Annotated in this window: 9 protein-coding genes; 4 read left to right on the top strand and 5 right to left on the bottom strand. The window is 70.2% G+C overall.

Annotated elements, in window-relative coordinates:
* Positions 1–204: 204 nt before the first annotated feature.
* On the top strand, positions 205–819 hold the full coding sequence (locus tag ACLJRM_RS43480) for a DUF2238 domain-containing protein (protein WP_101606143.1): 615 nt from the start codon (positions 205–207) through the stop codon (positions 817–819).
* A 27-nt stretch (positions 820–846) separates the two neighbouring features.
* Entirely contained in the window at positions 847–2,232 is a 1,386-nt protein-coding gene (locus ACLJRM_RS43475; RefSeq protein WP_410666366.1) for a serine/threonine-protein kinase, read from the top strand.
* Between the two features lies 1 nt (position 2,233).
* Here the strand turns inward: ACLJRM_RS43475 and ACLJRM_RS43470 are convergent, their stop codons facing one another.
* Positions 2,234–3,460 (bottom strand): hypothetical protein, encoded by a 1,227-nt coding sequence (locus ACLJRM_RS43470; RefSeq protein ID WP_410666365.1) that lies wholly within the window; start codon positions 3,458–3,460, stop codon positions 2,234–2,236.
* On the bottom strand, positions 3,460–4,485 hold the full coding sequence (locus ACLJRM_RS43465; protein WP_410666364.1) for a hypothetical protein: 1,026 nt from the start codon (positions 4,483–4,485) through the stop codon (positions 3,460–3,462). Before ACLJRM_RS43465 ends, ACLJRM_RS43470 begins: the two co-directional genes overlap by 1 nt.
* A 70-nt stretch (positions 4,486–4,555) precedes the next feature.
* Here ACLJRM_RS43465 and ACLJRM_RS43460 point away from each other — a divergent pair, with 70 nt between their 5' ends.
* Entirely contained in the window at positions 4,556–5,674 is a 1,119-nt protein-coding gene (locus ACLJRM_RS43460; RefSeq protein ID WP_410666363.1) for a BTAD domain-containing putative transcriptional regulator, read from the top strand.
* 140 nt (positions 5,675–5,814) lie between these two features.
* Complete coding sequence (locus ACLJRM_RS43455) at positions 5,815–8,256, top strand: ATP-binding protein (RefSeq protein ID WP_410666362.1); 2,442 nt, start codon at positions 5,815–5,817, stop codon at positions 8,254–8,256.
* 10 nt (positions 8,257–8,266) lie between these two features.
* On the opposite strand, the gene ACLJRM_RS43450 is transcribed toward ACLJRM_RS43455, so the two are convergent.
* The 3 genes from ACLJRM_RS43450 to ACLJRM_RS43440 all read right to left on the bottom strand — a co-directional run bounded on the left by ACLJRM_RS43450 (position 8,267) and on the right by ACLJRM_RS43440 (position 23,676).
* Complete coding sequence (locus ACLJRM_RS43450) at positions 8,267–8,515, bottom strand: hypothetical protein (RefSeq protein WP_233224136.1); 249 nt, start codon at positions 8,513–8,515, stop codon at positions 8,267–8,269.
* Between the two features lie 66 nt (positions 8,516–8,581).
* On the bottom strand, positions 8,582–9,007 hold the full coding sequence (locus ACLJRM_RS43445) for a hypothetical protein (protein ID WP_101606136.1): 426 nt from the start codon (positions 9,005–9,007) through the stop codon (positions 8,582–8,584).
* A 110-nt stretch (positions 9,008–9,117) separates the two neighbouring features.
* A complete protein-coding gene (locus tag ACLJRM_RS43440) occupies positions 9,118–23,676 on the bottom strand; it encodes a hypothetical protein (protein ID WP_410666361.1) in 14,559 nt (4,852 codons plus the stop codon).
* Between the last annotated feature and the right edge of the window lie 331 nt (positions 23,677–24,007).

The raw sequence follows: 24,007 nt of genomic DNA, 5'->3' as shown, positions 1-24,007 counted from the left end.
AAGCCACTTTCGGGACGTCTGATGTCCCGAAAGTGGCTTTCGCGACACGGCCACTCGGCATCGGACGCGGCAAAGGACACCTTCATCCCGTCACCGGCCCCGCTCACCAACACGCCACGTTTGCCCTTCCCCTCAATAACCGTCCTTACCACTCACGAGGCTGACGAACCGGCGGCAGGGCGGACCCCGCTGTAGGGTTTTCCCATGGTGCGCGGAGTCGGCCGGACCGAAGGAATCCTGCTGGCCGGCGTGGTGCTCGCCGTTCTGGTGGCGACCGGGGTCCAGGCCAGATCGCCCGGCACCTGGCTGCTGGAAGTCGTCTGGGTGCTGATCGGACTGCCGCTGGTTCTGGCGCTGCGCAAACGCTTCCCCCTGACCCGGTTGCTCTGCTGGCTGCTCGTGCTGCACGCGATCGTGCTGTGTTACGGCGGGCAGTACACCTACGCGGAAACGCCCGCCGGGGAATGGGTCCAGCACCTGATGGGCACGCAGCGGAACAACTACGACCGGTTCGCCCATGTCGTCCAGGGTTTCGTTCCCGCGATCGCCGTCCGCGAAGTGCTCCTGCGCCGGACGCCGCTGCGGCCCGGCGGCTGGGTCGCCTTCCTGACGGTGTGCGTCTGCCTGGCGATCGCCGCCGGTTTCGAGTTCGTGGAATGGTTCAGCGCGCTCATCGCCGGGTCCGGCGCGGACGATTTCCTCGCCACCCAAGGAGATGTCTGGGACACGCAGTGGGACATGTTCCTCTGCCTGTGCGGCGCGGTGCTGTCCCTGCTGGTCTGGCGCCGGGTGCACGATCGGCAGCTCACCGCGGGTTAGAGTGGCTCGCGTGACTGGGGGAACCTTATGACGCCGCAGGTCGGCGAAGACTTCGGCGGCTTCCGGATCGACGGGATCATCGGCCGCGGCGGCATGGGCGTGGTCTATCGCGCGTGGCAGCACCGCATGCGGCGGCCGGTGGCGTTGAAGGTCCTGCCTCCCCACTACGCCGAGGATCCGGTCTATCGCGAGCGCTTCGGCCGCGAGGCGGCGGCGCTGGCCCGGCTCGACTCGCCGCACGTCGTCGCGATCCACGACCACGGCGAGGTGGACGGCTGCCTGTACCTGGCGATGCAACTGGTCGACGGGCCCGATCTGGCCAAGGTGCTCGAAGCCGGGCCGATGAACCCGGACCGGGCGCTGGCGGTGGTGGACCAGGTGGTCTCCGCGCTCGGCGACGCGCACGCCATCGGCGTCGTGCACCGTGACGTCAAATCCGGCAACGTCCTGCTGCGGCCCCGGGCCGCGCACCACGATGAGGACTTCGCCTATCTGTGCGACTTCGGTATCGCGCGGTCGGCCGGGATCGACCAAGGCGCGGAGACCAGCGGGGTGATCGGCACCGTCGGTTACATGGCGCCCGAACGCCTTCGCGGCGAGCCCGCCACCGCCGCTTCGGACGTCTACGCGGTGGGTTGCCTGCTGTGGGTGGCCTTGACCGGCGAACTCCCCTATCGCGGCAGTCAGCCCGAGGTGATCGTCGCGCACGACAGGGCGCCGATCCCGCGGCTCATGGTCGGCGATCCGCGCACCGCGGCGGTCAACGATCTGCTGAAGTCGTTGCTGGCCAAGGATCCTCGTGACCGCCCGACGGTGCGCGAAGTGCGTGACCGCATCCGCGCGATCCGCGCCGACGCACCGGCGGCGGCGGCCGTCGCCGTCGAGCCGTCCCGCCGACGCCGGACCGGTTTGGTCGCGGGCCTGGTCGCCGGTGCCGCGCTGGTGGTCGCGATCGTCCTCGCCGCGATCTTCCTGGTGTCGCCGGGAGTGCCCGCCGCCGACCGGGTCGGCCGCAGCACCCCCACCGGGCTCACGTGCGCGCCGGTGGCGGCCTCCGACGAGGCCGTCCGCGCGCAGGTCGTCTGCCCGACCGGCGGCGAGACCGGCGAGCTCAGGATCTCCGCGCTCGACGACGCCGGCGCGGCCACCGCCTACCTGCGCACCGGCGCGGGAACGGATCCGGCCGGGCTCACCGCCGGAAAATGTCCCGGCGATCTGCCCGCAAAGCAGTCCTGGTCGCGTGACGGGCACCGGGGCACGCTCGTGTGCACGGTGCTCGGCACGACCACCCGGTACGCCTGGACCGACGACGAGCACGCGACCGTTTCGGTGCTCGACGGCCGGGTCGGCACGCCCTACCCCGCCGATCTGCGCGCCGTCGAGGATTTCTTCGCGGCGCTCCGCTTCGGCTGAGTCACCGCGAGCCGCGCTGCCAGCGCTCCAACAGCGCTTCCGGAGAGGAACCCGGTGCGCCGAAGTAGTAGCCGTAGACCAGTTTCGCGTCGTCGTCGAAATAGAGGGACGGGCTGCGGTCGTCCGCCGTGACGAACCGGATGAACTGACCGATCACCGGGCCGCCGAGCCGGTTCCAGGTACTCACCTCGAGGGTGCCGGGCACCACCCCGCCGTTGGCTGAGTTCTCCGCGCGCAGATCGATCAGCGCCTGGTGATCGGACGCGGTGCTGAACACCAGCATCGCGCCGTCGGCCAGCGGGCATTTGACCGTCTCGGCCGTGCCGGTGGTGGCGGGCACCGCCTTGCAGTCCGCCGACCGCTCGTTGAGGACGTGCGCCTGCGCGAGCTCCCACAGCTTGCCGGAGGAGAACGCGGCCCCGGGGACCTCGGGACGTTTCAGCACCCCGAACTGCCGCGCGTCGTAGAACTCCGCCAAGGCCGGGAGCCCCGTCTTGCGCGCGGTCAACGTCGCGCTGACCGCACGGGGACTGTCGACGTCCCAGTAGATCGTCGATTCACCGGAGGCCAGCTCCCGCATCGCGAACGCCGCGCCCGAGCCGGCACTGCTCGCCGAGCGCAGCGCACCGGCGGCGTCCGCGAGTTTCCGTGACTCGGTGAGCCTGCCCGGCACGTCGTAGGTGACCAGGGTGAGCGCGTACAGCCCGGCGTCGCAGCCGACTCTCTCCGTCTCGCCGGGCTTCGCGGGCTGCTGCGCGCAGCGGACCGCGCCGTCGAGCAACCGGGCGCCGAGTGCCCGGTACCGGCCGGCGACCTGGTCGAGCGCGTACCGGTCCGGCGGCGGTGCCGCGGTCTCTTCCTTGCCCCGCGATAAGAGCACCACTCCGGCCGCGATCGCGGCCACCAGCAGGACCGCTCCGCCGACGAGCCACCACCTTCGCGCGCGCGACGGCATCTGCCGGGTCGGGCCGTTCTGACGGCCTTCCCAGGTGAGGCGGTTCTCCGCGAGCGTCGGGTTCAGCGGCGGCCCCGTCGGCTCGGGATCGTGAGGCAGAGCCGCTTCCAGTGTCCCCGAAGTCTCCAGCGCGGCTACGAGAGCGTCGATTTCGGCTGGGCTGAAGGAGTTTCCGGACTGCGCCAGCGCGGAGCGGAGCGCCACCGGATCGGTCAGCGCGTGGCGTCCGAAACGGCGCGCGACTTCGGCGAGCCGGGGATCACGGTCGTCCATCACGCGTCCGGATCCGCCCAGAACTTGCGGAGCACCTGCTGATCGTCGGTGCCCGCCTGCATGTAGACGGCGACCCCGGTGGAGTCCTCGTCGAAGTAAAGCCGGGCGTAGCCGTTTTCCGGCTCCAGGAAACGGATCCGCGTGCCGTCGCCGGTACGCGGGGTGCCGACCGGGATTCCGGCGCGGATTCCCGGCCGCCCCGGCACGTGCTCCCAGCGCAGCGTCCGGATCGAACCGGGCCGGGCGCCGTCGTTGTCGGTCTGCAGCACCTTGCGCAACGAGGTGAGCTGCTTCGGGAAGAACAGCACGCGGAAACTGGCGATGATGCCGGAGCCCAGGTCGCAGTTCACGGTTTCCCGGACACTCACGATGGATTCGGCTCGTTCGCACCGGACATCGGGGCGATCGAGATACGGCTTCGCCGCGGCGAGCAACTCGGGATCCCGGAAGGCGGCGATCGCTTCCTCGGGAACCGGCGCCGGGGACGGTTCCGCCTGCGGCGCCGACCCCAGCGGTCCCGCGGAGGGCGCGGACGAGGACGGCTGGGTGGCCGGTGGCCCGTCCGCGGCGAGCGGCTCGTCGCCACCGCTGAGCGCGAAAGTCACTCCTGTCGCGGCGACGGCGGCCACCACGACGACGGCACCCGCGATCACGGCGATCCGCTTGCCGCGCTTCGGCTTTTCCCCGGGCAGCACGGTGGTCAACGCGGTGGTCGGCTCGTCGGCCCCGGTGTCCCTGGGGAGATAGCCGAGTGCCGCGCCGAGTTGCCCGCACGCCCATTCCGCACCGGCGCCACAGGCCGCCGTCGCCGCCTGGAGGGCTTCGGCCGGGCTGCCGCCGCCTTCGAGGACTGCGCGCATCCGTTCGGCCGCGCCCGCTCCGGCCGCCGCGGCGAGCGCGCCGATTTCGGCGTCGGGCGGCGGGTCGGGAAGACTGCGCAGAGCGCCGGTGAGCACGATCGGATCGGACAGCGCTTCGCGCCCGTGCCGGTCCACCACGTCCTCGAGTGCGGTCAATGTGGTCATGGCGATCAGTTAAACCCATCCCGCTTCAAGCTCGCTTCAAGCAACCGGAGGAACCTGGGATGATCGCCCCGTGACGGTGGAGGTGCGCTTGCTGGGGCCGGTGGAGCTGGCCGTCGACGGCGTGCCCGTCACCCCGGGTGGTCTGCGGCCTCGCGCGGTGCTCGCCGTACTGGCCGCCTCCGGCGGGGCGCCGGTGAACGCGGCCAAACTGGCGGAGGCGATCTACTCCGACACCGGCAGGCCCGCGTCCCGCGGCACCGTCCAGGTCCATGTGCACAACCTGCGGCAGATCCTCGGCCCGCACGGCGAATCGCTGCAGCACGGGACGGCGGGCTACCGGTTTCTCGGCGTCCGCGCCGACATCCGCGAGGCGGAGGACCGGATAGGCCGGGCGAGGGCCGCCGAACGCGCACGCGACACCGGGGGCGCCGCGGCCGGATACCGGCGGGCACTCGAACTGTGGCGGGGCCCGTTCTGCGCCGACCTGCCCGACCACACCGCTCTCGACCCCGCACGCGCTCTCTACGCGGAAATGCGCTGGGAGGCACTGGAGGCGCGGATCGCCGCGGACCTGCGCGCGGGCGACGTCCCGGGACTGGTGCGCGAGCTGGAGGAACTCGTCGAGAATCATCCGCTGCGGGAACGGTTCTGGGGCCAGCTCATGGTCGCGCTCTACCGGGAAGGACGCCAAACGGAGGCGCTGGACCGCTTCCGGCAGGCGCGGCGGGTGCTGGCCGAGGAGGCGGGCGTCGATCCGGGGCCCGCGTTGCGGGAACTGGAACGGGCGGTCCTCGCCCACGCCGGAACGGCGACCCTGCTGCGGGTCGCCGTTCCCGGCGCCGCCGGATCCGGGCAACCGGCCTTGACCTGGGTCGACGGCGCCGGGCGGGCACGACTGCGTGAACTGCCCGCGCCGGGGCGCCTGGTCATCGGCCGGGACGCGGGTGCCGACGTGGCGCTGCGCCACGACGGGGCCGTGTCGCGCGAGCACGCCGAGATCACCGTCGGCGCGGGCGGGCCCGTCCTGAAGGATCTCGGTTCCCGCAACGGAACCTTCCACAACGGCGAGCGGATCGCCGGACCGGTCCCGCTCTCCCCCGGCGACCTCGTGCGCTGCGGTGACACGGTCCTGGCGGTGACGAACGGTGGCGCACCGGTCAGCGCGGTGGACGGGACCACCCGCTCGTGAAGGGCGGCCCAGTGCTTCGGCCAACCGCTCTTCACCCCTGCGAAACTTGATCGTCCAAAGGGGTTAACGCACCTTTTCGAGCGTCCGGGATCACTGCGGGCCGTCCTTGAGCGGACACCGTCCGCATGGATAATTCCGGCATGACGAACGCGGCCTTGGGCAACGGTTCCACCACCTTCAAGGCACTTCTGCACCACTACCGCGTTCGTGCCGGACTCACCCAGGAGGAGCTCGCGGAAGGCTCCGGCGTCAGCGTCCGGGCGATCAGCGACATGGAGCGCGGCGTCGCCAAAAGCCCCCAACGTCGCACGATAGAAGCTCTCGCGGCCCCGCTGGCCCTGACCGACGACGAGCTGACCCATCTGCAGAAGGTCGCGAAGCAGGGCCGGGCCCGGGCGGCGGTGCCCGCGCCCGACGTCGCACCCGCTCCGCTCTACGGCCCTCCCTCGGCCGGTGTGCTGCCGCCCGACCTCGACGATCTGACCGGACGCGAGCACGATCTCGGCGCCCTGCGCGCGCTCGCCGGTGAGCTGGACGGCGGCAAACGGCGATCCGGGCACGTGGCGGTGCTGAGCGGGCCTCCCGGCACCGGGAAGACGAGCCTCGCGGTACGCACGGCCAACGATCTCGCCGGGCATTTCCCCGACGGCCTGCTCTTCCTGAAGCTGCGCGGGATGTCGTCCGAACCGGGCGAACCGGCGGACGTGCTGCATCTGGCGCTGCGGTCACTGGGCGTCGACGCGGTCCAGATCCCGGCCGAGCTCGACCACCGGGTCAGCCTGTGCCGCGCGTTGCTGAAGGAACGCGCCACCCTGATCGTCCTCGACGACGCGGCCGACGAAGCGCAGGTCCGTCCGCTGCTGGTCGGCGGGCGGCGCTGTCTCACGCTGATCACCAGCCGCCAGATGCTCGTCGGCCTCGAAGGGACCAGCCGGATCCCGCTCGCCGTGCTGGACCGGGAAGACGCCGTCGCGCTGCTGACCAGCATCATCGGGCAGGCACGGGTGGCGCGGGAGGGCGCGGCGGCGATCGAACTGGTCGAACTGTGCGGACGCCTGCCGCTCGCGCTCCGCATCGCGGGCAACCGGCTCGCGAGCCGTCCGGTGTGGCCGCTCTCCCGGCTCGTCGACCAACTGCGGGACCGGGGCAGGCGGCTGACCACGCTCACCGCGGGCGACCTCGACGTCCGCAGCGTGTTCGAACTGTCCTATCGCCAGCTCACCCCGACCGCCGCCAAGGTCTTCCGGCGGGTCTCCCTCGTCCCGGCCGCCGACTTCTCGGTCGGCGCCGCGAAGGAACTCGTCGACGCGCCGGACGAGGACGAGGCGGCGATCTTCCTCGAGGAACTGGCCGACGCCAGTCTGCTGCAGACGTCGTTCCACGACGGCCGGTACCAGTTCCACGACCTCCTCAGGGTCTTCGCGACGGAACGGCTCACCCGGGAGGAGCCGCCCGAAGCGGTGCAGGAGGCCGAGGACCGGCTCAACCGCTGGCTGGTGCGGACGGCGACGGCCGCGGGCCGCTACTTCCAGCCGTCCGACGAGATGAACGCGCCCGCGGTGTCGACCTCGTCGTTCGACGGCCACGCCGGCGCGGGCCGCTGGCTCGAGGTCGAAACGAAGAACTGGTCCGCCGCGCTGAGGAGCGTCGCCGCCCGCGGTGAACACCGGCAGGTCCTCGAACTGGCCGAGGCCATGCACTGGTACTCGGAGATCGGCGGCAACGCCGCCACCTGGCACGAGGTGTTCGGCCTCGCCCTGAAATCGGCGCTCGCGATCGGCAGCAAACGCGACGAAGCGGTGCAGCGCAACTATCTGGCCTGGGTGCTGTCCACCCTCATGGGGCACACGAACGACGCCGTCCGGATGGCCCAGCTCGCCTGGGAGGCCGCGGTGGACGCGGGCGACCTGCGTGAACAGGGCTGGGCGCGGGTCTATCTGGCGAACGCGCGACTTCAAGGCGGCAGCCCGCCGGAGTCGCGGGGACCGTTCGACGAAGCCATTACGTTGTTCGCCGAGGCCGATTACCCGCTCGGGTTGCATGTGGCGCGGTCGATGCGGGCCACGTACCGGCACGCGAGCGGGGACTTCGACGAAGCGGCCACCGAGTTCGACCTCTGTGTCCGCTACTTCAGGCAGCCTCGAGAAAGCCCCCGCACGCCCGTCGACGACACCAACTACTCGTACCTTTTGTTGCGCTCGGCGAAGAACCTGGCCGCGCTCAACGCTTTCGGCACGGCGCTCGGCCAATGCGAAGAAGCACTCGAGCTGTTCCGCAGCCACGGCGCGATCATGGGCCAGGCACGCGCGCTCCAGGCCAGCGGCAGGCTTCTGCACCGGCAGGGAGATCACGCGACCGCGCGCGACAGGCTGACCGAAGCCCTTTCGCTGTTCGAGCGCGTCGGGCAACCACAGTCCCAAGTGGACACTCTCTGCGATCTGACGGCCTTGTCCGAGGAAGTGGGCGACCCGGCGTCCGCTCGCGACTCGCGGGCACACGCACTGTCCCTTTGCGACGGTCTGGGCCGCTCCGAAGCCGCCAAACTGCGCGAAAGGCTCGCCGGGCATCCCAACGCGTCGTGACCGCGCCCGATCAGGCCGACGAACGGGTCAGTTCCTCCCAGGTGATGTTCCCGAGCAGCACGTCCTGGATGGTGTAGCGGGGCGCGGGTTCGAATTCGGCGATGGTGGTCCGCTCCGGTCGGCCGGCGGCCGCGGCGATCCGGACGCCGAGCTCACTCGCGTCCATGCCGCGGATCTCTTCACGGGACACGTAAACGGCCACCATGTCCTCGTCCGCGCTGGCGGGGCGACCGGTGAGACCGTGGATTCGTAGCGACACGTCGACTCCTCTGGTTGAGCGGTTCAGGACAACGACCGGCAGAAGGACCGGAAGGAAGATCGGGGCTCAGCCCTGGCTCCACACCGGACGGCGCCCGGGTGACGGCGGTTCGAGCACGAACCCGGCGGCACGCTGGACGACCTCCGGCGGCACCCGGTCCGCCACCCGTCCCCGCGCCCGGATCCGGCTCAGCAACCCCGGATCGGGTGCCAGGCCGTGGTGCTCGAGGTAGTAGGTGACGGTGTCGGTCCAGATCCACTCGCCGTCGGTCAGGAAGTTCGCCGGGACGACCGCCGTCCGGGCCGGGTCGACGACGTCGTCCATCACCATCGGCGTGGCCAGGACGGGCGTACCGGCCGCCAGGTATTCGACCAGGGCGCGGCGTTCGTCTTCGTCGTCGACACGTGGGTGGCCGGGCGCGAAGGCGGGGCCGGACTCGGGATCGACCAGGTCGAACACCCTGGCCAGGATGAACTCCTCCGTTGTGGTCACCGGCTCCTCCTGCCGTGGGTGCGAACTCGACCTCATCAGCACACCGGATCGGGGCGCCGGGCACCATGCAGGAGGAGCGGCAGAACCTTCCGGCAGTTCCGGGCCGCGGGTCAGCGGCCCGACGGGACCAGCGCGCCGAACACGTCGTCGGAGCTGACCTCCTCCATACCGGACTCGCGGGGAGCTTCCTCCTCGTCCGGCGTGGTGTCCGGCCGGGGCCGGGAGCGCGATGCGTCCTCGACGGCGACGGCCTCGTCGAACAGGTCCGCCAGTTCCCGGTACTTCGTTTCGTACGGGAGCTTGCCGTTCCCACGGTCGGCGCTGGAGTACGCCAGCCGGTGCTCCTCGGGCACCAGCACATGCGCTTCGTCCACGACCTCCATGCCGATCAGCTTGTCGTAGCCGTTCCACACCTTGTTTTCACGGTCGTGGACGAACTTCGCCTGAGCGCTGTAGGACGAGAAGTCGGCCTGGTAGTACTGGTGGAACTCGCGGAACAACTCCCGGACGTCTCGGGCGTCCGGGGCTGTGCCGTCGGGCCTTTTCGCCCAGTGCGCGAGATCCCGCACGAAGCGGTACACGGCGTGCTTGTCCATGGCCGTCTTGTCCTCGCCGGCCTTGCCCCCGTCCTTCTTCTCCTTGCTCTTCTTCTCTTTGCCCTTCTTCTCGGCGCCGATTTCGCGGAAGTAGTAGCCGAACGGGTCGGAGTCGACGAACCGGCAGGCCAGGGCGAATTCGCGTTCGTCGGTCCAGAGGCCCTCGTGGCGGCGCATCTGTTCGATGGCGCCTCGGTGCTCCGGCTCCTTGTCGTGCCGGACCTGCGCGTCGCCGTACAGGTTCTTGGAGTTCACCTTTTCCATGTCGTGGAACAGGATCGCCTTGACGATCGCGCTCCTCGGCACGAAGCGGGCGCCGTCGTGATGGCCACCGGTGATCTTGAGGTACTGGTTGATCACCATCTGGGCGTGTTCGCCGAAGCTGTTCGGGGTGTCTTCGCCGTCTGCGCGGGCGGGACCGGCGCCCGCCTTGACCGTCTCGGCGAATTTGCGCGACAGCTTGGCGAACGGGTCGGTGACTTCCGCGTCCACCTTCGTGATGAGCAGGTCGAGTATCCTCTTGGCGGAACGGTCGTCCGGCCTCCTCAGTTCGGCGTCGATCGCCACGGCGAGCTCACCGCCGATCCGCTGGTGCGCGGCGAACAAGTCTCGATCGTGCTTTTGGGTGAAGCCGTCGTCCTGCCGCTCCAGCCAGTGGCCGTAGTCGTTCGAGAACGGATCACCTTCGATCCGGCCGTCTTCGAGCCGGGTTTGACGGGTGTTGAAGTCGACCTTGATCCGGCGTTCGTCGGTGGCGATGAGGGCGCCGATCTCCGCCTGCGTCGCGTATTCCGGAAGCAGGTCCATGAACTCGTCGGCTTGTTCTTCGCTCACCTTGTCGAACGTCTTCTCGTCCAGTTCCAGCGTTCGCACCACCGGGGTGACCGAGGCCGAGACGGCGGCCCTGGACGCCGAACCGGCGAGTTTGCCGGCGTTCTTGCCCTTCATCTCCTTGGTCAGTTCGGTCGCGACCTCCCCCAGTCTGGCCTCGAAGAGCTTCTTCAGTTCTTTGGGCTCGAGACCGACCAGCTTGTTCTTGGTGACCGGGCGGATGGCCTTGGGCACGACGTTCTCGTTGAGCTGTGCCGCGAATGCCTCCCGGGAAATCCGCAGCGCCGGGGCGGCGAACTGCGCTCTGAGGGCGACGCCGAGTCTGTCGACGACGCTCTTGGTGAACGCCTCACCGCGGGCACCGCTGAGATACCCGCGCTTCGCCGGTGCCACCGCGTCCAGTTGCTCGCCCCAGCCGGACGCCAACCGCACGAACTGGGTGTGCGCGGATTCCTGAACGGCGCCGAGGACCACTTGAGTGAACTCTTCGCCGATCGCCGCCTGTCCGAGATGGACCTCGAGGGTTTCTTCCACGGCCTTGGTCACGATTCCGGCCGCCCGCACCGGAATTTCCGGATGCTCGAGCAGCGCGTCACGGATCTTCTCCAGGTTTCCGGGTCGCATGGTGTCCCCCACCACGGCTTGCATCGCCTCGACCAGCACGTACTGCGGCACCTGCAAGGTGGCCTTGACCTGGTTCAGGACGGTTTCCTTGAACTCCGCCGGGCCCACGGCCACACCGTCGGGGGCGTGCCGTGTGACGGCGGCGTCGATCGCTTCGCCGATCTTCGACTTCAGCTGATCGACGGCCGCTTTGCCGGGACCTTGCGTGTTGAGGAAGACGTTCATCTCTTCCTCGCGGCGGGTCGCGTTGTCCGCGGTCTTGTCGGCCTCGGTCCCCGGGATGGCGTCGGCCGCCGGGCCGAAGAAGGCCTCGGGTGACTTGTTCCTCGTGTGATAGTGATTGCCGAGCGTCCTCGCCAGGCTCCTCAAGGCGACCGGATCGTTGCGGAAGTACTTGCGGCCGTCCGCCGACCAGGTGAACCACGGGTCGTTCTTCCGGCCCAGCCGGTCGGACCGGAAGTCCGGGCGGAGACCGAGCCGGGAGTACAGGTCGGCGATGTCCTCCTGGCGGCCGGCGACCTCCGGCATCGCTTTCTCGGACGCGCCGTGCGTATAGGTGATGAGCGAGCCGTCGAGGGCGCGCTCCTTCAACCGGGCGAAGTCGACACCGCGCAACCCGAACTGGTTGGTGTCACCGTTCTGGTCGACGTTCATCGACAGTTTGTTGCCCTCGGACTTCGACTCGACGGTGGCCTGGCGGCTGATTTCCAGGAAGGTGCCGAGCGGTACCAGGAACGACCGCAGAGCCGACGGCACGCCGGGCACGCGATGGGCGTCCGTCTCGTACTTGGAGATCCATTGCACCGCCCGGAGGGGGCGTCCGCCACCGACCCAGAAGACCTCTTTGTCGCCCTCACGGCCCTGACCGCTGAAAGGCTCGACCTTGCCTTTCCCGTCCTGGTGGACGTCCTTGAACTCCGTTCCCTTCCTGGCGGGCGCCAGAACCGCCGTGTAGAGGCGGACGTGATGCTCTCCCTTGACGGTCTCGACCTCGAATTCGCCGCGATGCACGACCTTGCGCTCGTCGCCGGTCACGAGCACCGAGGAGCCGGGGTAGCTCACGTACGGCCGTCCGATGTGGACGTTCTCCCTGGTGCCGAGGTAAGCCTCCTCCCCGTCGATGTCCGCTCGCAGGACGTGCACGATCCTTCCGTCGTTCGCACCGTGGCTCGTCCACGTGCCGTCCGGGGCGAGAACGTGCACGTGGACCCCTGCGTGGCCGGCGATCCTGTCGAAATCGGTGTCTTCGGGGTGCTCTTCGGCGAAGTCCTTCAGCTTGCGGGTGATGCGCTCGTACTCGAGTGGCGCCCTTTCCGACAGGCTGGCCGCGATCGCTCCGCGGAAGGCGTCGTGCGGAGCGTCTTCCTCGATCAGGATCGTTTCCATACCGTGGATGCCCAGTACCCGGAGCTGCTCTCCGGACACGACGTCGCGAGGCAACATCATGCCCGGATACGGGTCGTTGATCACGACGGAGTTGACGGTGACCGCCGACCTCGAAGACATCCCGGACGCGTTCCGGCTTCCGGGCGACGGCCTCGGCGGCACGGCCGCGGCGGGGTGGAGGTCGACGGAGATCACCGCACGACGGCGAGCCTGCTTCCGGGTGAGGTTCTCCGGTAACGGCCCGTCGCCGAGATCACGCCCCCGTGACGTCGGGACGATGTCGATGTCCGACGCGGGAATCGGCGAGTCTTCCGGCAGCTTGCCGCCGACAGCGGCGCGCAGTTCCTTCTCGACCGTTTCGGCGCGTTCCTGCCCCGTCTTCGTCGCCCTGGCCTTGTCCAGGAAACCGCCGTTGCCGTATCCGACGACGCTTACCGTGGGACGGCCGTGGCGGACCGCCGACACCACGAGATCCGCCGCTTCGTCCAAAGTGGAGCGTCCCGACGCGGGAAAGTCCTTTCCGCCCTGGTCGAAATGGATCTCGAACTTCACCGGGCCGGTTCCCTCGTGCGGGACGACCGTGGAGACGAGGACGTCCTGGTCCGTGTCGGAGGCGATCGTCGTCAGCGGGGTGTCTCCGGGCAGGGTGGACCGCAATTCCCGGGCGATCATCGAGACCCGCGGATCGTCCGCCCGCCCGCGCACTTCCACCGGCGGCGGGACCGGCTGGGCGGCGACCACCTCCGCGAACTCGGCCAGGTTCGACAGCACGGTCTCCGGTTTCCCGACCCCGGCCCCGTCGTCTTCGTCCCCGAACGGCATGGAGCCCGGGATGGACCTCTCGATCAGATCGCCGTCGGCGGTAGCCACGACGTCGAAACCTCCCGGTGCCTGCCGGAAGACGGGCGGGTCGTCGTCGCCAGCGACCAGGTACGCGCCGTGCTCCGTCACCTCGATTTCGGAGTTCCCGGTGAACCGGAAGCCCAGCCAGTGACCGTCGCCGGTGACCACCGGAGTGCCGTCCGCGCGGAAGCCGATCCGGCTCGCCACCACCACTTCGCCCGGCCCGGTCCCGGTTTCCTGATCGGGCGTGGACCAGACGGCCGTGTCGCCCGCGAAGGCGTCGGTCTCGATGCCCTCTTCGGCGAGTCCGTGCAGCACGGTGGACACGTAGCCCTGGATGTCCGGCGAACCGAGTCCACAGGCGACGAACCGCAGGGTCCTGCCGTCGGTCCAGGTACCGTCCTCGGCGAGCCGGGTCAGCAGGGCGGTCATCACCTCCGGGGTGATCGGCCGCCCGCCGAAAACCGGGACACCCTCGGGGCCGACGTGCGCGACCAGGGTGAAGAACCGGGGATCCTCGCGGAGGGCGCGGAACGCGGTCCGCTGCGCCTCGGTCGCCGCCGAGGTGGCCGACGGGTCGGTGAGCCAGATGCCGGAGCCTTGGCGTTCCGCTTCGGCCAGCACGTCCGCGGCGAGCCTGTCGGCGGATTCGGGTTCGGGCTCGGGTGTCTCGGGAGCGAGCGGCTGGGCCTGCACCGAATCCGGCTGTGAAGGCACCACGACAGCGCGATCCGACAAGACGTCCCGGCCGACCACGAGGTCGTTGCGCCTGGCCCAGCGGACGAAACCGTCGACCGAAAGGTAGTCGTACTGGGACTTCTTCGGATCACCGAGGACGAACATCCGCTCGCCGCCGACCTCGGCCGCCTTGAGGAACATCTGATGGGACTCGGTGCCGACCCGGACGCCGGTGCCGGACCGGAGCCACTGCCAGAACGAATCGGGATCGTCGAGCCGCGACGAAAACGACACCTCCGGCTCGTTTCGCAGCTGCCCTTCGTAACGCTCGCGGGGAGCGAGCGCGAGATGCCGGGAGACGGCGGCGCGGAACGGGTTGTCGTCGAGTCCGGTCGCGCGCCGCATCGGCTGGTCCACGGCCAGTGGCAGCAGAAGCGGGGCACTCAGCGCCCAAGCGCCGGGAATGATCTTCTTCGTCAGGATGGGAACCGAAGAACCGTCGCGCCGGTCGAGCCGGACCACTCCGGCGAGCTTCTGGAGGGTCCGGCCCCACTGGGTGGTGAGCCGGGCCCATTCCTTGCGGACGGCGGGATCGGCGGCGTCTTCCGTCGCGAGCCGGAGTGCTCGCCGTTCGAGGGCGTCGAACCGGTTCTCGGCATCGGCGATCCGTTTCGCCGCCAGGTCGCCGATGGTCCGGCCGAACGGCCGGTCCTTCTTCTCCAGTTGATCCTCCCGCACCGTGCGCAGCTGATCCCGGACCGCGTCGGCGACGCCGCGGCCCACCAGGACCAGGCTCGCGATGGTCGGGACCGTGCTCCGGACGTCGGTGTTCGTGGCCGCCGCTTCGCAGGTGTTCATGAAGTGCTGCTCGTCGTGACCGGTGGTGGCGAACAGCGCCTCGGTCATCGCGGCGGGATTGGCCAGCAGTGCCTCGAAGAGCGGGCTGTGCTGCAGCGTGGCCCGTGACTCCGGTGCGACGTTGGTGAGTCCCAGCCGGGCCAGACGGGACGGCAGTTCCTCTTCGGGCCGGTACTCGATCCCCCGCAGCGTCGATCCTTCGACGGTGAACGGGTCGCGGCCTGCCTCCAGGTTCACCGCGAGGTCGCCTAGCACCTGACGCAGCCTGTCGATCGACAACGGCTGCACGACCCGGCGATCGCGCACGGTCCCCAGGCCGAGCCGGGAATTGTCCCGGACGTCCCGCTCCCGCGACGGCATCAGCGACGTCACCAGCACGGCGTCGTTGACCAGTGACCGCATCCGGGCGCGGACGTCCGGATCGGTCAGGGCCGCGTCGATCCGGCCCAGCAGGGCGGAAATCTCGCCCGAGCCGAGGACGGCCTCGATGTGGTTCTCGAACCGTCCGCCTTCGGCGATCCGCGACAGCCCGCCGAGTCCGGTGTCGGCGGTCACCAGGTTCGGCAATCCGGCGAAGACGGCCTCGTAGCGGGCCGCGTACTCGTCCGTGCCGGGCAACGCCGGCTCGGCGTCCTCGTCGCCGAGGTCGGTGGTCTCGGCCTGGCCGCCGCCGTCGGACTCGCCGAACGTGTGGTTCACCGGGGCCTGCCTCGTCGGCGTCCTCGTCTCGGCCTCCCCCGGGATGAGGCGGGTGGCCAGGAAGTCGGCCGAGGACGAAAGGACCACGCGCACCGGCTCGCCGTGGGCGGGGCCGAGGAAGACGGTCGTTCCGCGTTCGGTCAGCAGCCGCAACCGGACGTTGAGGGCCCGCGCGACCTCCTTCGGGGTCGCGTGCCGCAGCGAGGCGCCCAGTTCCCGCAGTTCCGCCTGGCGCGAAGGCGAATCGGGCGCCAGCGTCTTCGCGATCGCCTCGATCAGGTTCGACTGGACCGTGTCGCCGCCGACCGTGAAGACCTCGCGCCGGTCGCGGGTCAGGATCGTCCGCTGGAGGTCGGTGAGCGGGGACCGCGGCACTCCCGGAAGATCGTCCTGGCCGGGGTCGTCGATCCGGCTTTCCACCCCGAGCTGGCTTTCCAGGACGTGCTGGATCTGCCAGGCGTGCCGCGGCAGCAGTTTCGGCGCCTGCCCCGGGTTGACCACATCGGCGCCCATGATGCCGCCGTCGCCGGTGACGACGCCGGACGTGCCGTCGTCCTCCTTGCTCAGGAACACGCGGTCCGGATCGTGTTCCTCGTCGGGCGCGCCGAGGTAGTGGAGCAGTTCGTGGGCCAGTTCTTCCGGCGTGGCGTCCGGCCGCCAGGTGGTCTGGGTGGTGCGCTCGTCGTCGCGGGCGACCACGTCGTACGCGCGGTACCGGGGTTCGCCGTTCGCACTGGGCAGACTGTCGTCGGTGAACTCGACGCGGACGTGCAACTGGTCACCGTTCGGCAGGCCGTGCCGTTTGTTGATCAGGGTTTCGATGCCCGTTCGCGCCCGTTCGCGCAATCGCGTGAGCTGCTCCTCGGTGACGCCGGGGCCGGGCACGAGGTTGATCGGCACGGTGAATTCGGTGACCTGACGGTCGCCGACCTCGAACCTGCTGACGCCGTACCGGATCACGCCGTCGTAGCGCTTGTCCTTCCCGGTGAGCAGCGTGGTGAGCACGTCGGCGGTCTCGGTGGCCACCGCCCGCCTCGGCGTGTTCGCCCGCTGCTGCTCCCACTGCTGGGGGTCGAGCGGATCCGTCACCGTGAACCACGGCGCGTCGGTGGCCCGGCTGTGCCGCCACGCCTCGTCTTCCGGCGATTTCGGCTGCGCCGCCAGCCGGGTGAATTCGTGGTCCAGCGCGTCCTTCGCCAGCCACCAAGCGTCCTGTTTGGACTCGGTGAGGTCCAGCCACGCGGCCTGCAGCACTGCTTGGGTCCTGGCCACCTCTTCGGCGGCGGTGTCGCGCTGGACCCGGGCCTCCACCACGGTTTCCCACGCTTCGACCACCGCCGTCTGCTGCTCGGGGTCGTCGTCCCCGGCCGCCATGGCCTCCAGTTCGGCTTCCAGCGTGTCGGTGGCGGTTGTCAGCTGGTCGAGCCGGGTTCGCGCGGCCTCGGCGACGTTTTCGGCGTCCCGCAAAGCTTGTTCGGTCGAGCGCGCGTACCTGTGGTGCCGTTCCGCGAGGGTGCCGGGACGCTCCGCCCGTGCCGCGGCGACCGTGGCCCGCCAGTCGATGCCGACACCCAGTTCCCGCACCAGGGCTTGAGCCTGGAGACGGTGACGCTCCGCTCCGGTCTCGGCCTCCCGCCACGACTTCGCCGTCCTGGCGACCCTTCCCTGCCGTGCTTTCAGCGTGCGGGAAAGCTTCTGGCCGGTGAACTCCGTCAGGTCGCCGACCGGCATCCGCACGTCCGCCGAGGCGGGCAGCGCGAGGTCGACGACCTCGGTACGGCCGCCGACCTTGACCACGATCCGGTAGTCCACGTCGAACCGCACCAGCGCGGTCCGCCCGGCCGGTTTGAGGTTCGCGGCGGCGGACACGGCCGTCCCGTCGGTCGTGGCGGCGGCGGGCTCGTCGGCCCAGCGCCCCTCGACGCCGGTGACCAGGCCCCCGATGTTGGCCGAGTCTTTGGCCGGCGCGACCGAAGGCCCGCCAATGGTCATCTCGCTGACCTCGGCCGTCTTGCGTTCCGCGGACCTGGTCACCGTCGCGTTCTTCGGGTTCTCCAGGTTGACGCCGTCGCTCAGCGCGACCAGACGGGGCGTGGTGAGGCGCGCGTGCACCTCGACGTCCGCGCGTTTGCCCCGCAGCACGGCCGCTTCACGGAGGGCGGGCACGGGAAGGCTTTCCTTCGTCATCGAAGGCAGGAACGCTTGCAGCACTTGAGGACTCAGCGTGGACCACAGCGCGTTGACGGTGCCGGTGCCGTAACCGGTGATGCCGCTGTCCGCCCCGGCGAGGGTGAGCGTGTCCCGCACGACCTCGCGCAGCCGGGCGGCGGCGCGCACGGATTCCACCGACGCCGCTTCCGGCAGTTTCGCCACCCCGCCCTGGCGCCAGGCCTTCAGCTCGCCGGGGAGCGCGTCCCGTCGCGACAGCCTGGCGGGGCCTGAGTTCTCGACGGTGTTCGCGCCCGGCGTCAGGTTGTCGGCCAGCAGCCGGATGCCGAGGTTCCGTTCCCCGGTGCTCACGAAGGCGACGGACCGGCCGTCGTGCCGGACTTCGAGGGTGAACTCGATCGGGACGTCGAACCGCGCGGCGGGCCCGGTTCCCGTCCGCAAGTGGGTTTCCTGCTTGCCGGTGACCTCGTTCGTGCTGGTCGTCTTGGTGACGCCGACGCCCGCGGTGACGGCACCGCCGACCGACGTCACCGTCGCGCCGCCGGAGAACTTCTCCTGCCCGCCCAGCCGCAACGCGGCCGCCCACGAGGTGGCCTTGCCGTCCGTGCGGGTTTCCTTGATCGCGCGCGCGGTGCTGTGCTCGATGGTCCGGCCGTCGTTGACGACCTCGCGGAACTTCGGTTCGCCCACGACGTTCGCGGTCAGCAGGACCTGGTAACCGCGGTCGGTGAACAGTTTCGGCAGATGCGCCTGGAGGGGGACGCCGCCGTCGAGGGCGCTGTCCACCAGTGCTTGCACGCCGTCCGGGGAGAGGAGGTCGGTCAGCCGCGACCAGTTGTTCATCGCGTCGTCCAGGAACGAGCCGGGCAGCAACGGCACGCCGAGCCGGGAAAGCCGCTTGGTCAGCGCCGGGGCCAGGTCGGACAGATCGGGCAACCGCTCGATCGCGCCCAGCCCCAGCGCGGCAGGCCGCCGCAGCGGCAGCGTCGTGGGCCGGGGGACCCGCTCTTTCCGCTGCCGTGCCGCCGGCGCCTCGGGCAGGAGACGGTATTCGCGGGCCTGCTCCTCGGTGAGCCAGACGTAGGCGGCGCCGGGAAGGTCGACGAAACGGGCGGCACCGCGGGCGTCGGGACGCACCACGGTGGTCTGTTGCCGCGCCTCGGCGAGCACCGTGAAGGCGATGTCGAACCGTGCCAGCACCCTCGGCGTCCCGGCCGCCGTGGTGACGTTGCGGTCCACGCTCGCGGAAATGTCGAGACCGTCGGCCTTGGTGGTCGTCTTCGCCCACGGCTTCCCGGACACCCCACCGGTACCGGAACTCGCGGGATCGTCGTTCGCCGCGCCGGTCACCACGGCCCCGGCGGTGACCGTCCACCCGCTGCTCTTGCTCTTGCCGCTCTCGAACCGGAATCCGCCCGCGGTGGAGCGTTCCGCGCCCGCGTCGTCGGCCACCCGGACGAAAACGGGGTTGCTCAACCGGGCGACGACACCCAGCCTGCCCACCCTGTCGGCCACGCGCCGGGGATAGACGAGTTCGGTGCTCAACACCCCGCGGGTGAACGAACGCAGGGCCGCCTTGATGTTCTCGGCGCTCAGCATCGCCTGGACACCGGCCCAGGCGTCGCTGCCGGGAAGGGTGAGCGCGCGGTCGCCGTCCGAAGCCTCCACCGAGGCCGCCATGGCCGCTTCGCTGACACGGCCGGTGTGCGCGATGGCTTCGACGCCGACCCACTCGCCGACGTCCGGCGGCGCGAGGGCCTGGAGGTGCCCGATGATCGACTTCGGCGGGTCGAACGCGCGCACCCGCGGCGCGCCGGGGGCGAACCGCGCGGGATCGGCCGTCAGCGTGGCACTGTCCGCCGTCAGCAGCGTGTACGCCGCCGGAAGCCGGTACGGGCCTTCGTCGGACTCGTCGGGGGTCGTGTAGATCGGCCGGACCTCCGGCACCTGCGTCCCCGGCAGCCCGGGGAGCGTCTGCCGGACCACCGCGCGGGAACGGGAATACCCGGTGATGGTCACGACGAACCGGCCCGTGTGCTCGAAGACCTGCGAGTCGGGGCTGCCGATGTTCAGGGAGGTCGCGTCGGCCGTCGGTCCGCCGCCGGTCTTGGTGGTGGTGGAGCGGCCGTACTTCGCCGACGCCGTCGGCACGATGCCCAGCGTGGCCGCGCCTGCCCCGGCGCCGACGGTCACCTTGGCCTCGGGGCCGACCGACCAGCCCTTGGTGGACGAGGACGACGCGCCGAGCGCCGGGCTGGTCGTCGTGGCGTTGCGGACCACGCGTTCCGTGACCTGCCCGCGGTGCTCGGCCGACTTCTGTTCCAGCCGGACGGTGACCGTGACGTGGTCCTGCCGGAAATTGCCCTGCCGCTTGAGGGTCACCGAGACACCGGCTCCCAGCAGCGCGTCCATCCGGTTGCGCAACGCCAACGGCGACAGCGCGGCCTGCAGCCGATGTTCGTTGGCGAGCATCTCCAGCGTCCGCGCCGCGTTCGCCTTGTGCCCGGCCCAGCCCGGCAGGAGATCCGCGTACCGGGAGACTTCCCCGAGCCTGGCGCGAACCTCGTCGAGCACGCCGTCGGCGCCCTCGAACCGGCCTACTCGCACGTTGCCCGCCGCGAGCCCCGCGGCGAGGTGCGCGGGCTGGAACTTCTTCTTGCCCGGTGGGGTGATCCCGGTTCCGGTGCCCGGCGGCACCGGGAGTCCCCGCGCGGCCGCCTCCGCCATCCCGACCCTGGCGTAGACCGTCGCCGTGATGGGCGGCGCTTCCCGGCCGTCCAGGGTCTGCACCACGATTTCGGCCTGGAACCGGTAAAGCCCGATGTCACCCTTGAGCTGGACACCCGACTTCGCCGTCGACGACCGGCCGGACGCGGTGGTGTCCCCCGCTCGCGAGGTGAATCCGCCGCCGATCCCGGCCGCGACGCGCACTCCGCCGACGCCGCCCCCGCCGCCGGCCGCACCCGAGACGTCGAAACCGCGTTTGGTGGCGGCCGAAACGGCCGAGCCGGTGGTCACCGACTCGTGCAACCGCAACTGGGTGCCGGTCGTCGGGCCGACGAGCTCGGCGCTGGTCAGCACGGCCTTCATCCGCACCGCGCCGACCTTGCCGCCGTCGGCGCTGAGGAGGGCGGGTGAGTTCACCCAGCCTTCCAGCATCGCGCCGAAGTTCTCCCTGACGCTCGCGGTGCCGAGGAACGCGCGCACCGTGTCCCGCCCGGAAGCACCCAGCGCGGTCACGGAACCGTGCAGCAGACCGGTGGCGCCGGTGAACAGGCCGTCGAGCCCGGTGACGGCCTCGGGCACCGGGTTCTGCAGCCCGCGCCCGACAGCGGGCTCCAGGTTCGCCGCGGTCTGCCCGGACGGCGCGGTGATCCGCGTCAGGTCGTCCGGCACGCGCAGCGTGACATTGCCCGGGACCGGCGCGGGACGGGTGCCGACCTCGGCACCGGCCTGGTCGTGGACGCTGATCGTGAACTCCACGCCCCTGACCACGCGACGGGAACCTTCGCCGGAACGGATCGCGCGCTGGTCCGCGGTGGACACGGTGACGGTCTGCGCCAAGGCGGGCGCCGCCAGCGCCGCCTTGCCGCCCACCGTGGCGTACGGACCGGCCTGCGCCTGCACCGTGGCGGCCGTCCCGACGTCACCGGCATGCGAGACGGTCGAGTTCTCCGAGTTCGTGACACCGGCCTGGACGGTGAGATCCGCCTTGGTCTTCTCTCGCGGCTCGCTCACCACGTCGCCGCGGAAGGCGGCCTGGATCCGGACCTCGCGCCAGCCTTCCGCCGTGCGAAGCGGGAAATGCAGGCCGCTCAAGGCGGACTCGAAGTCGTCGCGAACAGCGTTGCCGATCGCGTCGAGTCGCGCCGGAGTGACTCCGGGGAGGAGACTGCCGAGTTCGTCTCGCAGGTCCTCGACGCCTTCGACGGCGAGCACCGGGGCGGAACCGAGTGCCTGGCCGTCGGCGAGGAACGGCGGCAGGTCGGCGAGCGCGAGGGCTTGTTCGCCCTGCGGGGCTTCGGTGACCACGGGCTCGGGTTCCGGCTCGGGCTCGATTTCGGTCTGGGTCTCGGTCGTCTCGGTCGTCTGGGTCTCGGTCGTCTCGGTCGTCTGGGTCTCGACGGTCTGGGTCGTCTGGGTCTCGACGGTTTGGGGCTCGGTCGTCGCGGGTTCGGTGGTGGTCGTCGTGGTGGCTTCGGTCTGAACGGGTGCGGCGGCGGTTTCGGCGGAAGCGGTGCGCAAGGGGGCGGGGCGGGTGCGCGGACGCTCTTCGTCCGCCGGTGCCGCGGCTTCGGAGGAGGTCCGGACGGCCTTCGGCTCCGGCTGCTTGACGTCGGGCGTCGTCTTGCCGGGCGAACTCGTCTTGACCTCCGGCGCCGGTTTGGCGGTCTTGGTGTCCGAAGTGGACTTCGCCTCCGGCGCCGCTTTGGTGTCGCTCGCGGTCCGCGTGTCCGAAGTGGACGGTGTGGTCGTCGTGTTCGCGGTGTTCGCGGTGGTCGCACTCGGAGCGGTCGTGGTGGGCGCGGTCACCGTCACCGGGTCCGTCCCGGCCTTGGTGTCGAGCGTGGTGTTCGCCGAAAGGTCTCCGAGCGAACCGAACTTCTCCTTCATCGAGGTGATCGCCGCGTCGAGCCCCCGTTCGCCGATCCCTTCGAGCTTGTGGCTCACGGCGCCGCCGACCACACCGCCCGCGAAGCCCATCCCGTATTCCGCCGCCGACACGGACTCACCGTTGAGGGCGGCCATCGTCGCCTGGCTCATCACACCGGAGACGCCTTCGAACAGGAAAACGGTGCTGAATTCGGCGGCCCTGGCCGCGAGGTTGCCGCCGAGACGGTCACTCACGTTGCGGGACAGCACATCCGGCACGTGGTCGGTGAGCAGGCCGACGGCGTCCTTGCCGAGCTTGTCGCCGTGCGGGTCGAGCACCCGGCGCAAACTGTCGTTGAATGCACCGGTGCCGTCCAGACCGTGTTTGCTCCAGTTGTCCACGAACGTGCGCGCGTAGTCCCGGCCGAGCTGCCGGGCCGCGTCGTCGCCGAGGGTCTTGCCGAACGCGGTGCCGAACCTGTCGGCCACCTCGTCGCTGAAGCCCTCGATCGCCCGTTTCGTGAACGCGCTCGCCGGGTCGCTGAGCTGTTTACCGGCCCGATCGGTCAGGGTGCGGCCGATGTCACGCAGCCAGTTGTCGGCGAGCTCGTCGCCGCCCGGCAGCTTGATGTCCTTGACCAGCTTCAGGAGATCGTCGGTGGCGATCTTGCCGAAGTCCTTGCCGAGCAGGCTGCCGATCTTGCGGCCCAGCTTCTCCCCGAGCTCACCGACGGCGCCGCCGAGCAACCCGCCGATCGCGCCCGAGATCGCCGTCTGCTTGGTGGTTTCGTGGTCCCATTCGGTGCGCTCACGCTGGAGGCGCTGGACGGCGGCGTCGATGATCAGCCCGCCCGTGATCCCGATGAACATCTCGAACACGATCGCCCGCACGAGCATCTTGAACAACACGAGCAGATACCCGCGGGTGAGGGCGTAATGCCAGGTGAGGTTCGCGAGCGACGCGCCGGCGGTGACGGAGGCGAGGGCGTACTCCATCGCGATCTCGTAGGCGAGCAGGAAAAGCTGGCCGATCGCGGAGAACTTCGTGTACTCGACGTCCAGCGCGACCTTGCGGCAGCCGTCGGCGATCCCCTTCGTGCCCTCGGCCAGCTCGCCCAGCAGGTTCGGCGTCCCGCCGGTGAGCGGCTTCATGCTCTTGTCGAACGACTCGCCCGCTTGGGGCATCGACAGTTTCTGGTCGATGCCGCGTTTGACCTTGGCGATGTCGTCCGGCAGCTTGGAAAGCTGCTCGGTCACCAGGTCGTACTCCTGGGCCACCCGCCGGAACTTGTGCTGGTTGGCGGCGGGCCACGAGACGCCGAGTACCTCGAGGAGGGTGCGCGCCCACTCCGGCACATCGCCGAAGTCGCTGCGGTCGACCTTGATGGGCACGCTTACCTCCGAACGGTTTCACCGGAGACAACGCACGCCGCCGGCCGGACGGTTCACTCCCGCGTCGGCGCGCGGGGGTCGTGAGTGGCGATTCGGGTTATCGAGGGGGCGGACGCCAGTCGTTCCCCGAGTGTCCACAAGGGAAACTCTCTGGCGGCTGCATGTCCGGTTGATAGCTGGATGTGCGGTTTGCCAGGGGGGGTCGTGAGTGATAAAGAGGGTTAGAACGCGCTTACCACTCACGACCCCTGTTGCAAAGCGTGCAGATGGGCATCAATCGGACACCTTCCCGCCTGAAGGTGTCCACTGTGTACAGTCGGGACGCGGCAGG

The sequence above is a fragment of the Amycolatopsis sp. lyj-84 genome (genome assembly GCF_046549075.1).
Taxonomy (GTDB): Bacteria; Actinomycetota; Actinomycetes; order Mycobacteriales; family Pseudonocardiaceae; genus Amycolatopsis.
The sequence above is the reverse complement of the archived record's forward strand: the minus strand, read 5'-3'. Positions and strand labels throughout refer to the sequence as shown.